General features: G+C 63.5%; 12 protein-coding genes. 2 read left to right on the plus strand and 10 right to left on the minus strand.

Features of this window, described 5'->3' with window-relative positions; genetic code table 11:
* Positions 1 to 379: 379 nt before the first annotated feature.
* The 6 genes from ACDK93_RS16780 to ACDK93_RS16805 all read right to left on the minus strand — a co-directional run bounded on the left by ACDK93_RS16780 (position 380) and on the right by ACDK93_RS16805 (position 5,297).
* A complete protein-coding gene (locus tag ACDK93_RS16780) occupies positions 380 to 1,153 on the minus strand; it encodes a glycosyltransferase family 2 protein (RefSeq protein WP_458070128.1) in 774 nt (257 codons plus the stop codon).
* Complete coding sequence (locus ACDK93_RS16785; protein WP_458070129.1) at positions 1,143 to 2,435, minus strand: O-antigen ligase family protein; 1,293 nt, start codon at positions 2,433 to 2,435, stop codon at positions 1,143 to 1,145. The genes ACDK93_RS16780 and ACDK93_RS16785 overlap by 11 nt, the downstream gene beginning before the upstream one ends.
* Before the next feature lie 61 nt (positions 2,436 to 2,496).
* A complete protein-coding gene (locus ACDK93_RS16790; RefSeq protein WP_458070130.1) occupies positions 2,497 to 3,648 on the minus strand; it encodes a glycosyltransferase in 1,152 nt (383 codons plus the stop codon).
* 54 nt (positions 3,649 to 3,702) lie between these two features.
* Entirely contained in the window at positions 3,703 to 3,909 is a 207-nt protein-coding gene (locus tag ACDK93_RS16795) for a zinc-finger domain-containing protein (protein WP_458070131.1), read from the minus strand.
* A 138-nt stretch (positions 3,910 to 4,047) separates the two neighbouring features.
* Positions 4,048 to 4,635: a YceI family protein gene (locus ACDK93_RS16800; protein WP_458070132.1), complete on the minus strand. Its 588-nt coding sequence runs from the start codon at positions 4,633 to 4,635 to the stop codon at positions 4,048 to 4,050.
* Positions 4,636 to 4,703: 68 nt separating this feature from the next.
* Entirely contained in the window at positions 4,704 to 5,297 is a 594-nt protein-coding gene (locus tag ACDK93_RS16805) for a malonic semialdehyde reductase (RefSeq protein ID WP_458070133.1), read from the minus strand.
* Positions 5,298 to 5,430: 133 nt separating this feature from the next.
* On the opposite strand from ACDK93_RS16805, the gene ACDK93_RS16810 reads away from it, so the two are divergent.
* Complete coding sequence (locus ACDK93_RS16810) at positions 5,431 to 6,408, plus strand: mitochondrial fission ELM1 family protein (RefSeq protein WP_458070135.1); 978 nt, start codon at positions 5,431 to 5,433, stop codon at positions 6,406 to 6,408.
* 49 nt (positions 6,409 to 6,457) lie between these two features.
* Here ACDK93_RS16810 and glnE read toward each other — a convergent pair whose 3' ends face one another.
* Positions 6,458 to 9,301 carry a bifunctional [glutamate--ammonia ligase]-adenylyl-L-tyrosine phosphorylase/[glutamate--ammonia-ligase] adenylyltransferase gene (gene glnE, locus ACDK93_RS16815; protein ID WP_458070136.1) on the minus strand — a complete coding sequence of 948 codons (2,844 nt, stop codon included), beginning with the start codon at positions 9,299 to 9,301 and terminating at the stop codon, positions 6,458 to 6,460.
* 199 nt (positions 9,302 to 9,500) lie between these two features.
* Here glnE and ACDK93_RS16820 point away from each other — a divergent pair, with 199 nt between their 5' ends.
* The gene (locus ACDK93_RS16820; RefSeq protein ID WP_458070137.1) at positions 9,501 to 11,402 is read left to right on the plus strand and encodes an LTA synthase family protein; all 1,902 of its coding nucleotides are present in this window, start codon (positions 9,501 to 9,503) and stop codon (positions 11,400 to 11,402) included.
* 54 nt (positions 11,403 to 11,456) lie between these two features.
* On the opposite strand, the gene ACDK93_RS16825 is transcribed toward ACDK93_RS16820, so the two are convergent.
* The 3 genes from ACDK93_RS16825 to ACDK93_RS16835 form a co-directional block, all read right to left on the minus strand.
* Complete coding sequence (locus tag ACDK93_RS16825) at positions 11,457 to 12,029, minus strand: N-6 DNA methylase (RefSeq protein WP_458070139.1); 573 nt, start codon at positions 12,027 to 12,029, stop codon at positions 11,457 to 11,459.
* 145 nt (positions 12,030 to 12,174) lie between these two features.
* Positions 12,175 to 12,384 (minus strand): hypothetical protein, encoded by a 210-nt coding sequence (locus ACDK93_RS16830; RefSeq protein ID WP_458070140.1) that lies wholly within the window; start codon positions 12,382 to 12,384, stop codon positions 12,175 to 12,177.
* 6 nt (positions 12,385 to 12,390) lie between these two features.
* Positions 12,391 to 13,395, minus strand: a complete 1,005-nt coding sequence (locus tag ACDK93_RS16835; protein WP_458070142.1) for a virulence RhuM family protein — start codon at positions 13,393 to 13,395, stop codon at positions 12,391 to 12,393.
* Between the last annotated feature and the right edge of the window lie 109 nt (positions 13,396 to 13,504).

Consider the following 13,504-nt stretch of genomic DNA (forward strand, 5'->3'; position numbering starts at 1 on the left):
CACAGCGTCCCCAATCTATCGGTGAATTCCCCAACTTCTCGAACAGGAGCAACCCAGGCTGCCGAGTGTGCAACGCATGCTCTCGGCCTGCAATGGCATTCATCGAAATTTAAGCGTTAAACTCAGGAAAAAAATTAAAACCATAAGAAGCAATAAGTTATCTTTAACTAAATAAATAACCGAACGGAATATAAGAGCTTAACAAGTTCGCAAGGTATTGCGTTTTGATTTTTTGGCGTTGAAATAGCCAGAAATGCCTGCCCTTTGTCGCAATTTATTACGTCAAGGTCACGCCACGATTAATTCGAAAAAATAAACCTCAAGCCTTCATGAATTTATGCTTAACAGATGGCCAGCCTGCTAAATTCCGTTTTGGTATTCACGGTGAGTTACAATCGTAGGGGCGCCGCCGCCTAGCCTCATGAAGTTTTGCGTACTTCAAAAACGCGTAGAAAGCGCCGGTGACACTGGCAATAAAGCCTGCCCAGCCGTTCAGAAAGTAGCGCTTGCCAATGTACTGGCGCAGAAAAAAGACCGGTGGGTAAAACACCATGCGCAGTCCCGTGAAACGCTGACGTTTGCGCAGTTTGTGGGCAACCATGCCCGTGGTGTACCGGTTGATCTTTTCTATTCGCGTGGCGATGTCGCTGTCGCCGTTGTTGACGAAATCGGCGCGGCGGAGAGTTTTCACCGGCCCGCGAACCTCAACGGCCGAATGGACCTCGACTTCGTTCATGCCGCCACGGCGCCGATCGAAAAGCCGCAGATGTCCGTTGCGCCAGCTCAGGCGGTGCTGCACGGTCCAGAACATGCGCTCGCGGCGCGGCAGGCGAAAACCGGCGTAAGCAGGGGCAATCAAGGCCGCTTCAATGATCTCGCGCGTTCCCGGCGAAAGAATTTCATCGGCGTCCAGATTGAGTATCCAGTCGTAGCTGGCCATGTCATAGGCGCGCTGCTTCTGCGGGCCGTAGTCATCGAAGGGATGTTCGAACACGCGCGCACCGTGCGCTTCGGCAATGCGCGTCGTGGTATCGGTGGATCCGGAATCGAGCACGATGATCTCCTCGGCCCAGTCGACTTCGCGCAGGCACGCGTCGAGCGTATCAGCGTTGTTGAACGTGATGACGACCACCGAAAGCGGTTCACGCGACATGGCTGACCGCCGTGCCCGCAGCGTTTCTTGCATCCATCGTTTCAACGAACATCGACGCACACCACAGGCCCAGCAGCCAGCCAAACAGCAGGCCCCACCAAGCCGAATAGAAGGCGAGGTGGGTGTTCAGGGGAAATAGCATCACGCTGATGGCAACCGTCGCGGGAAATGCCCGCGCGCGCGCCGCCGGTCCCACGTCTCGCCACGCGCGGAAAGCGAGGCAGGCTCCCGCAAGCCACAGCAGCAATCCCACCGAACCGGTTTCGCAAAGTATCTCCAGCACCAGCTGGTGGGGATGACAGGCACCTTCGCCATCGCCGCACGACTCAGCCACGACAAAATGGTCGCTCGCCGGTGCAAAATGCGGATAGGCGTAACGAAACCCGCGCACGCCCACGCCGTTGACGGGATGCGCGGCAATCATCGCGGCACTGGCGTGCCAGATATCCAACCTTCCGCTAAGTGCCGTATCCACCGATTGCGGGTCACCATGCAGCGCGACCAGAGTGCGGTCCATGCGGTCGTGGAAGCGTTCGGAGGTTTTCCACGCGACGGCGCCGGCCAGCACTAGCGCGACGGCGACGAGCGCGCCGAACCCGATGAATCGCGCGGGAGTTCGGGCTTCACGCCAGACAAAAGCCACAGCGACCAGGGCGTAGCAGATCCAGGCCGCGCGCGATCCGGCCAGCAGCACCGGCCCGAGCAAAAAAACGAAAGACAGCATCAGCCCAGGCAAGCCCCATCGCCGCGACGCCGCCCAGAGCACGAAAGGCGACAGCACCGCCAAGGTCGGTCCCAGCTTGAGATTGGCGGCGCCGAAAATGCCGGAGATACGTTCGGCCTCGGCGTGACCGCCCAGGCTCCAGCCGGTGAGGGCCTGAACCCAGGCATCGGCGGCCCAGAACGCGACCACCCCGGCCACACTGTCGTAGAACGTCTGGAGCTTCTCGATGCGGCGGATCGCAAAGCAGGCGTAAAGGCCAAGCGGAACGTACCGCAGAACCGCCGCCACCGTGCCCCAGCTCTTGCCGGGCATCACCGAATCAAAAGCAGATATCAGCGCCGCGCCGACGTACGCTGCCAGCAACCACAGCAACAGGCGCGCGGCACCATTTTCCCGCAGCGCGTGAGGATGCCTGGCAAAGAGCATGATGACGCCGAGCAGGCAAAGCACCGTGCCCAGCTCCGAACTGCGCCCCACCGGCAACAGCGCCACTACCAGCCAGAACGGCAGCAGCGGCGAGCGCAGCGCGGCCTTGAGCGTGGAGCCAATGGACATCATGCAATCAGCCGCGATGAATTCAATGCCGCATTGTAGGCGACCAGGCAGACGGAGACCGGGTTCAGCTGCCGGCGACTTCCGCGTACAGCGCCAGCGTGGCTTGCTGCATATCCACCAGTCGATAGCTTTGTAGCGGAGCGATCGGCGGCGCGACGCGCAGCAGTTCCGCTGCGCGGTCCACCAGCTTCTCGCGATCTCCGGGCGGGACGCGGCCGGCTGGATACAGTTCGGCCAGCAGTTCGCCGACGCCACCGTGCGCGTACCCGAGCACCGGCCGACAGAGCGACAGCGCCTCGATCACCGTGCGGCCGAACGACTCGGGCTTGTTGGACAGTTGCAGCACCAGCGTGGACACCGCATAGATGTCGCGGACGTCGCTGCGCGAGGGCGTCAGCACCACCTGCGAGGTCACGCCGCGCATCCGGATCAACTCCTGCAGCTCGGCCAGGTAGTCCTCCCTCCCCGGTTCCACCACACCGAGCAGCAGCAGGCGTGCCTCGATGCCGCGCCGTTTGAGATCGGCCAGCAGCTCGATGGCATCGTGATGACCCTTCAGCCGGGTCCCCCGTGCCGGAAGCGTGAGCAGGGGCGCGCCGGCAAGCGCCGGGTATTCGGCGAAAAACGCCTTTGTCCAAGCATCGTCCGGCCGGTGGCCGTAAGGGAAGGCAGCGGCGTCGATACCGCGCGGAATCACCCGCACGCGGCTTGACTCGAGCCACCGGTAATGGCTCAGCACGTAATCCCGAAGGGTCTGTGAAACCGCAATGACCCTTTCACCGCGCAGCAGAATCGCGCTGTACCGCCCGGGCGAATTGAGCCCGTGCACGGTGGTGACGAAATGCGGCCGCGGCGCGAGGCCCTTCATGGCCCACCAGCCCAGCCAGGCAGGCAGGCGCGAGCGCGCGTGCACGATGTCCGGTCGTATGGCGCGCAGCACACGGCGAAGCCGGCCCAGTCGCCCCAGCGTGAGCAGCGACTTGCGCGCAAGGTCCAGCGTGATGTGCTCGCTGCCTTCGGCCTGCAGCTGCGCAGCCATTCGACCACCCGCAGAGATGACTACCGAGCGGTGGCCCGCCTCTACCAACGCACGCGCGATTTCCAACGTCGATCGCTCGGCACCGCCCGCGTGCAGGCGGGGAATCAGCTGGACGACGGTGAGGCGTTTGGCGGCCGCCGCGGCGCCTGGCGCAAACTCTGGGCGAATGACTTTCATCCCGTAGGTGATGCAAAAACAGTGCCGCCACTCGCCGCGAGCCGATGCCTGCCGTCAGTCCCGCAGCACGTACTTAGCGCCGCAATAGGCGCACACCGACTCACCGTCGTCACCGACGATAGGCAGATAAACCTTCGGGTGCGAATTCCAAAGCTCCATGCCGGGCATCGGGCAGGATAGCGGCAGGTCGGCGCGCGTCACTTCGTAACGATTTTCGGCATTGGCCGGCACCAGCGGCACGGCAGAAACAGGGCGCGACATGAGGAACTCCGGACGATCTGACAGGGGGCGAATGGTAGCAGGCTCGGCGCTCGCACCGGACAGGCCGTGCGCCAGACATGGAAAACCCGCGCCGTTGCCGGCGCGGGTCGGAATCAACCAACCGGGGGAGATATCGGCTTACTTGGCCGGGGCGACCGCGCCTTCGGTGGTGATGTGGATCTTGATCTCGTCGCTGACGTTGGGCACGTAGGCGGCGACGCCGAAATCCGAGCGCTTCAGCGTGCCGGTAGCGTCGAAGCCGATCGCCTGCACTTTCTTCATCGGATGCTCGCCGACCTTGTTGAGCTTGGCATCCAGCACGACCGACTTGGTCACACCGTGCACGGTCAAGTCGCCGGTCACCTTGAACTTGTCGCCGCCGAGCGGCTGCACCTTGGTGCTCTTGAAGGTCACGTCCGGATATTTGGCGGCGTCGAAGAAATCCGGCTTTTTCAGGTGCTCATCGAGCGCGCTGACGTGGGTATCCAGATTGGCCAGCGGCAGCGTCACTTCCACACTGGACTTGGACGGCTGCTTCTCGTCGTACACCAGGGTGCCGCTGCCCAGCGGCAGGTCGGCGGTGGGGTTGGAGAAGCCGAAATGGTTCCAGGTGAACAGCACCATCGTATGACCCGGGTCGAGCTGATAGGTGACCGGCGCGGCCTGAGCCGAGGAGACAGCGGCGCCGAGCAAACCGGCGATGGCGAGAAAACGAAGAGTGCGCATGGAGTATCTCCTGGGAGAGGTGAGAGCTTGAAAGGACGATTTGAGATCGGTATTGCGGCGCTCGGCGATCAGGCGATGGTGCATGCCTCGTCGAACGAGAGCCGCGGGCTGCGCGGGAACATATTGCGGCTGGCGTCGCCGTAACCGATGTTGATCAGGAAGTTGGACTTGATCGACGTGCCGGCAAAGAAGGCGGCATCGACGCCGGCCTGGTCGTAGCCGGACATCGGTCCGCAGTCCAGGCCGAGCGAACGCGCCGCCATCAGCAGGTACGCACCCTGCAGGCTGGAGTTGCGGAACGCCGTGGCCTCGATCATGGCCTGATTGCCGACAAACCAGCTACGCGCATCGGCGTGCGGGAAAAGCTTCGGCAGCTTTTCGTAGAAGGCCTGGTCGCTGCCGATGATCGCGGTGACCGGGGCCTCCGCCGTCTTGGCGCGATTGGCTTCGGACAGAAACGGTGCCAGCTTGGCCTTGGCCTCTTTCGACTTTACGAACACCACGCGCATCGGCGAGGCGTTGGCGCTGGTCGGCGCAAACTTGGTCAGCTCGTACAGCTGATGCAGCTGTTCGTCGCTGACGTCCTTGGGCAGCCACGCGTTGAACGTGCGGGCCTCGCGAAAGAGCTGGTCGAGGGCGGCCTCGGAAAGTGTCTGGCTCATCGGTATCCTCTGTCGTCACTGTGCACCGTTACGGCGCGGTAGGCGTTCAGTGTATAGGTGTGGCGTTACCAACAGATCATGGGCTTGAGGAACGTACTGTGCTCGCAGGGGAAACAATGCCGCGCCGCCGACCATGCTGAAACTGCGCGGTGAATGCTGGGCGATTACCGACAGTGCCGCTGGCAACCAGCGCCAGGCCTGGGCGCTGGCCGAACGGCTGGGTCTGCCGGTACGCCATCTGATCCTCGAACCGCGCCCGCCGTGGTCATGGCTGGCACCGCGCCTTTCCCTCGGCGGCGCCCTGGCGCTGCGTGCGGATCAGCAGCGTCTGTTTGTGCCGCCGTGGCCGGACGTGGCGATTGGATGTGGGCGCGCTGCTGCACTATTCACGCGGCAGCTGCGCGGGCTTTCGCAGGCGCGCTGTTACACGGTGCAGATTCTCGATCCCCGAATCGCTCCGGCGCACTGGGATGCGGTGATCGCGCCGCTGCACGATCAGCTGCATGGCGCCAACGTGCTGACGCCGATGGGCTCGCTCAACACCATCGACGACGGCTGGCTGGCCGACGGGCGCGAATCCTGCCCGGCGCTGGCCGACCTGCCGCAGCCGCGCGTGGGCGTCCTGCTCGGAGGCCCGCGCAAGGGCATGCCACTCGACGCCGATTACGCGCAACGGCTGGTCGGCCACCTGCTCGATCGGCATCGGCGCGAGGGCGGCAGCCTGCTGGTGCTGGCCTCGCGTCGCACGCCAGCCGCCCTGATCGACGTTTTCCGCCAGGCGTTCGGGAACGTTCCGGGACTGATCTGGGCCGGGCACGACGATGGCCCCAATCCCTACCCCGGCGTGCTGGGCTGGGCCGACCGCCTGGTGGTGACGCCCGACTCGGTCAACATGCTCAGCGAAGCCTGCGCGGTCGGGTGCCCGGTACATACGTTTGCCATGGCGCCACTGCCGGCAAAAATCGAACGGTTTCATGCGGCCCTGCGCGACGCTGGCCTGCTGCTCGATATCGATGCCGACTCCGCCCGTTCAGCGCCGCCGCTGCGCGAAACCGCGGCCTTGGCCGACGAGCTGTGCCGACGCGTCCGGGCGCGGCAGGCGCTATCGTGACGCTCGCTCGGCCGCTCCCTCGAGCGCTGCATTGATTAAAAAACGCGCTTCAGCCGAACTGAAAGCCCAACGCTTCTGACACATCTCGCACGCCGGCGCAGACCTGCCCGAGCTCCGCATCGCGAGGCGCCAGGCGTGAGCGCAGATCCATCGTGCAAGTGAGCGAGCGCTGCAGCAGATCGGCGTGCGCGACGGTCAGTATCGCTGCCTGGTTGGCATCGAGCAGCCCTGCCCCGCGGCAGGCTTCGATCATCGCCGCGTTTGCGGTAACTTCCAGCAGCTCCGGGTACTGCGCGGCGTTCGCCAGCACAAGCCCCTGCAGCAGAAATTCAATATCGAGCAAACCGCCGTGGCCCTGCTTCAAATCGAGCTGGTGCGCATCGGAGCGATCGCGCTCGGCGCGCCAGCGCTGGCGCATGCTGCTGACTTCGGCAAAGACCGTCGCGTGATCGCGTGGCACGGACAGAATATCGCGACGCACCTGCGCCAGATCCTCGTTGAGCGCCGCATCGCCGGCCACCGGCCGCGCCCGCAGCAGCGCCTGATGCTCCCAGGTCCAGGCGCGGCTTTTTTGATAGGCGACAAACGTGTCCAGACTGCTCACCAGCAGACCCTTGGAACCGTCCGGCCGCAGCCGCGCGTCGACTTCATAGAGTCGGCCGGCGCGGGTCAGCACCGTAAGCCAGTTCAATACGCGCTGCGCGAGGCGCTGATACCAGCGCACGCCTTCGAGCGGCCGATCGCCGTCGCTCAACAGGCTCGCGCGGCGGCTGTCGTAAACAAACACCAGATCGAGGTCTGACGCGAAGCCGAGCTCCTTGCCGCCCATGCTGCCGTAGCCGAGCACGGCAAAGCCCGAGCCCAAGCCCGGCAACCGGCCATGCTTGACCATCAGCTCGCGCTCGGACAGCGCAGTCACCGCAATCACGACCGATTCGGCCAATGTCGCCAGCCGTCGCGCCGTCGCGACCGCATCCACCCGACCGTCGTTGAAGGCTAGCCCGAGCCGGAACGCGGTCGAGGCCTTGAATTCATTGATGCGCTCCAGTTCGGCCTCGGCCTCGCGTTCGTCCAGCGTCGCCAGCACGCGGGTGATCTCGGCGACGATGTCGGCGCGCTTGAACGGCAGTTGATCGATGCGCGGATCGAGCACGTCATCCAGCAGCAGCGGCTGTGCGATGACGCGCTCGGCCAGAAACGCGCTGTCGGCGAACAGCTGCACCAGCCGCTTGCGCGCACCGGGCTGCTCCTCCAGCAGCGCCAGATACGATGAGCGCCGCGCCACCGCCTGCATCAGCCGGCACAGGCGCAGCAGACACGGCACCGGCGCCGCGCTGCGTCGCGCCGCGTCGAGCAGCTGCGGCATCAGATGATCGAGCTGTTCGCGCGAGCGCACCGACATGGCGCGCACGGCGGCCGCCTGCGGCAGTTTCAGCAGCGCATCGGCGAGCTCCGCACCGTGGGTAAAGCCGGAAGCCTCCAGCGTGGCGGCGTCGAGCGATTCATCGCAGGCCTTTTGCCACAGCAGCATGTCCTGCACCGGCACGCTGGCTGCGCGGCCACCTTGCGGCATCAGCACCGCGGCGAATTCCTCACTGACGTTGACACGATGCTCGGCCAGCGCCGCATCGAGCGCATGCCAGTCGGCATACCTCAGGCTCAGCGCGATGCGTTCGCGGCTCACATCGTCATCCGGAATATCGTGCGTCTGCGCATCGCGCAGCATCTGCACGCGGTTCTCCACCCGGCGCAGCAGCACATAGGCGTCGCGCAAAAGGCTCGCGCGCGCGGCGTGAATATGCCCGCGGGCTTCGCATTCGGCCAGCGCCGGCAGCAGGCCGCGCACGCGCAGGCTGGGTTCACGCCCGCCGCGAATGAGCTGGGTCAGCTGCACGATGAATTCGATCTCGCGGATGCCGCCGGGACCGAGCTTGAGGTTGTCGGCCAGATCCTTGCGCACGACCTCGGCATCGATCAGCGCCTTCATTTCGCGCAGGCCGGCAAACGCGGTGTAGTCGAGGTACTTGCGATAGACGAACGGCCGCAGCAGCTCCTCCAGCTGTTCGCCGGCCGCGCGATCGCCGGCGACCGGGCGCGCCTTGATCCAGGCGTAGCGCTCCCAGTCGCGGCCCTCGCTCTGGTAGTACTGCTCCATCGCGCCGAACGACAGCGCCAGCCGACCGGCGTTGCCGAACGGGCGCAGGCGCAGGTCGACCCGCGCGCAGATGCCGTCCATCGTCGGCTCGTTCAACAGGCGCACCAGCTGGCGCCCCAGCCGCACGAAGTATTCGCTGTTGTCCAGCGGCCGCGCGCCGTCGCTCTGGCCGCCCTGCGGATAGGCCAGTACCAGATCGATGTCGGACGAAAAATTCAGCTCGCTGCCGCCGAGCTTGCCGAAGCCGACCACGACCATGCGCTGCAGCTCGCCGTCCTGATCGCGACTGTGGCCGTAGCGCACGGCCAGCGCACGTTCGGACCAGGCCAGCGCCACGCCGAGCAGCACTTCGTAAAGCGCGCTGGTGGCCGACAGCGTCTCGGGCAACGCATCGAGCTGATTGACGTCGCGAAATACCAGGCGCAGCGCCTCGGCGTGGCGAAAACGGCGCAGCACCCTGAGACTGCGTGCCTCGTCATCCGGCAGCTTCAAGTCGTCGACGCGGGCGTCTGCCGCGCTTGTGTCATGCAGACGCGCCAGCCCGGCCGGCGACAGCAGTTCCGGCTGGCGCGACCACACGTCGAAGGCGAAGTCGCTGGCCAGCAGCGTCCGGCGGATGCGCCTCGTGGCCTGGTCGTCGTGCTGAACGGCAAGGCCAGCGGCGCGGCAGCGGGCAAGCAGATCGCCGTAACGATCGTCGATCAGGGCGCGCAGCGCGAGGGATTCTTGGGCAGACATCGCCGCATTGTGCCGTACGAAACCGGGTCGGCGGGTCAACGAGCGAGCCGAGTCCGCCGGTTATCTGTAAACCGGGCCGGCAGCCGGCGCGTTTACGCTCCAATTCGGTTCAGCCTCGGCACGTGGTCACCCACACTGGGTTCATCTGCGCTCGATTACATTTTCGTGTCCAAACCATGTCAGCAAGCGCAGGACTGTCATGCCGTTGAATGCCTCCAAGCCAGTCCGCCCCGCTCGTTCGCTTGCCGTGCGCGCGGGCTGGGTGCTGTTTGCGGCCATCATTTTCATTGTTTTGACCAGCCTGCTGGACGGCGGCCCGGGCGTGGCGCCGTCGCAGTGGCTGCAGCAGCCGCGTTTCGCCGTGGCCAATGCTTTGGCGGGCCTGCTGCTGGCCGGCGTGCTGCTGGTGCTGACGCGCCGGCTGTTGCTGTCGTTCGGGCTGGCCTTTCTGCTGCAGGGCGTTTTTTATGCGGTGAATACGCTGAAGGTTGCCAACCTCGGCACACCGCTGCTGCCCGATGATTTCCGCATGGTGGGTCAGCTGCGCCGCGGCGGCGCGCACCTGCTGCTGGGCTATCTGCCGCACAGCCCATGGCCGTATCTGGGCATGCTGGTCGCCGTGGCGCTGGTGGTGGCGATATGGCGCTTCGAGCCGCCGCTGTTCACCCGCCGCACCGGCGGCAAACGGCTGCTGTCCGGTAGCGTGCTGGCCGCGTTGCTGGTCAGCCTGCTGATCGGCGCATCGCCGTGGGGCCGAATCTACAACGGCCACGTGCTGTGGATGGAGCCCTGGTCGGCCGCGTCCACCAGCGCGCACGCCGGAATGATCAGCTCGCTGGTGATGTTTCAACTGCAGAATGGCAAAAACAAGCAGAAGCCCGATCACGTCGCGGCAAGCCAGCTGATCGATCAGTCGGCGGCAGCGATGAAGCAGTACATGCAGACGCCAGCGGACGGGCACGACCTGCCCGACATCGTGGTGATCCAGAGCGAATCGTTTTTCGATCCCACCATCATGCGCGGCTACGAGCACAGCCAGTTCACGCCAAACCTCAAGCGACTGGCCGAACACGGCGTCAGCGGTCCGCTGCACGTGCCGACCTTTGGCGGCGGTACCATCCGCACCGAGTTCGAAGTGCTGACCGGCCTCTCGCTGCGCTATTTCGACAACCTGCAGTTTCCGTATCTGCAGATGAACAAGAAATCGGTGCCCAGCCTGGTGCGCACACTGAACAGCCACGGCTACGACACCATGGCGCTGCACGGCAACGATCCAACCTTCTGGAACCGCAGCACCGCGTTCAAGGCGCTGGGTTTCCATCGCTTCGTGTCGCAGTCGGCGTTTCCCGCCAATGCGGCAAACGACGGCAAATACATGGCCGACAGCGCGATGACCGACGAGATCATGGCGCAGATGAAGGACAGCGGGCCACCGCAGTTCATCTTCGCCATCAGCATTGAGGCGCACGGCCCGTACGACGTCGAGCCCGCGCACGCCGACGAACGCGACGCCATTCCCGTGCCCAACAGCCTGGCCGATATCGACAAGCGCGAGCTGCAGAATTACATCTATCACCTGCGCCACGCCGACGCCGAGCTGGGCCGGCTGGTCACCTGGCTGGCCAAGCGCAATCGTCCGAGCCTGGTACTGTTCTACGGCGACCATCTGCCCGGTTTGACCGACAGCTACCGCACCACCGGCTTCGTCGACGGCCAGAACATGCTGAGCCAGGCCGGCACGTGGCTGATGGTCGACCCGCACAATCTGCACGGCAAACCTATCAGCACCGACACCGCCGCCTGGCTGCTGCCCGGCAAGCTGCTGGAGCAGGCCGGCATCCACGATGATCCTTACTTCGCCTTGACCACCCTGGTCGGCCCACAGCTCGCATCACTGACCAAGGCGCCCGGCGCGCCGCCGCCGGCCGAAGCCGGCGACGAACAGCGCATCGATCAGGCGATGTCCAGCGTCGACCAGCTGCGCATGAGCGGCAAGCTCGACAACCTGCTCCCGAAAATCGATACACCGCAAGCCAGCGGCATCGCGCGCGACGATGCCGGATCGCCTCCGCCATCGGCACCGGCTGCGTTGTTCTACTAGCGCCGCAAGATCATCAAGAGCGAGCGACGATTGCCCTGTTTCCAAAACCCATGTTCAGGGTAAAAGCGGCAGCCCCAGTTCCTTGAGGAACGCGTTATGGCGCTGCTTTGCCTTCGTCAGCTCCTGCTCGATCTTCTCCAAGTCTTCGTGCACGGCAAAAAGATCGACCTCTTCTTCAGCCTGTGCGGTGCTGACATAGCGGGAGATGTTGAGGTTGAAATCGTTCTGCTCGATTTCTGCCATGTCCACTCGACGGGCATAGCGCGATTGTTCTGAGCGCGCCCGATAAGTATCCACAATTTTGTCGATGTGCTCGGGCAGCAGGCGGTTCTGACGCTTGCCTTTTTCGAAGTGCTCGGCAGCGTTGATGAACAGCACATCGGCTGCGGCGTATAGAACTCGCCGGCGTTCTTGCCGGATACGGCGCGGGAACTGTCCGATCAGATGCTCGTCGGCATCGCCCAGGCGGTTACTGGCGGGGGAAAGCGGCGCTAGCCCTTTGGCAATTTCCCCAACGATCTTCAACAGCTGGCTGTTACGTTGACCTTGTGGGAACACCACACTGCCAGTGGCGCGCGTCGATCCTCCGTTTCCACCGCTGGCTAATCGCAGCTTAGCTCTCGGCACGCTGCGGCTTCGTAGTTATCAGAGAGGTAGCTCAAAAACGGGAAGGCCAGCATTCAGTCGCGTCGCCTTCCGCGTCCATACCGCCGCGCAGCTTGTCGGCGATGCCTCAGAAGGTAGTACCGGGTTTGGGTTTATCGTCCCTGCCTCAGGCAGCTTTCTCCTCGCGCGCACCTCGGCGCAGCTGATCGGCAGATATCAGCACCACTTCTCCATCATTCACGACCACAAGGTTGGTATCTGTCTGGATAGCAGTTTGTCGTGCCAGGGCTGCCGCACGCCGCAACGCATTCAGCGATACACGCATCTCGGGACTTTTTGCTTCGGAAATATCGAGGGCTTGAATGCGTTCTCTCATGGGCATTTATTGTTTCGGGCGTCGGGTAAGTTTCTGTTCGAGAGCTTTGAGCTGGGCTTCATCGGCCCGGTCGGCGTCCAATGCATCCTGCCGCCGGCGCCGATGGTCGAACTCGGCGTAGCGCGTGAAAGTGGTTTGCTCCATCTGCGCTTGACTGACGGAACCGGCGTGGGTCAGCAAAGGGAAGCCATTGGAGGTAATGATCTGACTAACGTTCTCTTTCCAGAAACTCATCCGGATTTCGCGGCGGCTCTTGGTGCGCAGCTCGGCAGTTTCTAGAAAAATCACCACGAGCCGGTTGAGCGTATCGATCTCGTCTTCCGTCAGATAGTTCTTGGCGACGACCACGTCTTGCTTGCGTACTTTCGCACCCTTCCAGGTTCGCAGACCAAAATGTCGGTCGTCGGAATTGGCGCGCGCTGTAATGATTTCCGCGGCCGTCTTGCCTGCTACGGCAAATAAAAGCAGGTTCTGTACGGTGGCAAAAAACTCGCCGGTGGTGCGGTCCGTCGTGTCGTAGTCCACGCTGAGCGCGAACAGGTCGCGCACCTTCTGGTAAAAGCGTTTTTCCGACGCTCGGATGTCGCGGATGCGCTCCAGCATCTCGTCGAAATAATCGGGGCGGCCGTCAGGGTTCTTGAGTCGCTCGTCATCCATGACAAAACCCTTGAGCAGATACTCCTTGAGCACACTGCTAGCCCATCGACGAAACTGCACGGCACGCGGCGAGCGCACGCGGTAGCCCACGGCCAGGATGGCGTCGAGGTTATAAAGCGTCAGCGGGCGCTTAACTCGGCGGCCACCCTCGGTTTGAACTACCGAGGACTTCTCGGTAGTTGTCTCCCGGATCAACTCACCGTCCTCGTAGATGTTCTTGAGATGCAGGCCGACGTTGTCCTGGCTGACATCGAATAACTGCGCCATATCGCGCTGACTGAGCCACACAGTCTGATGTGCCGCGCGCAGTTGGATCTCGCTGCGGCCGTCTTCGGTAGTGTAAAGAATAAGCATGTCAGGCATCCCTATCTCTGACGGATGCGTCACGCATCCACCACAGAAGTATTGCAGCAATAACCCGCTAGCCTTCAGTCTACCGACCATAGAATCGCAGCCAATATTT

This window comes from Rhodanobacter sp. BL-MT-08 (genome assembly GCF_054161255.1).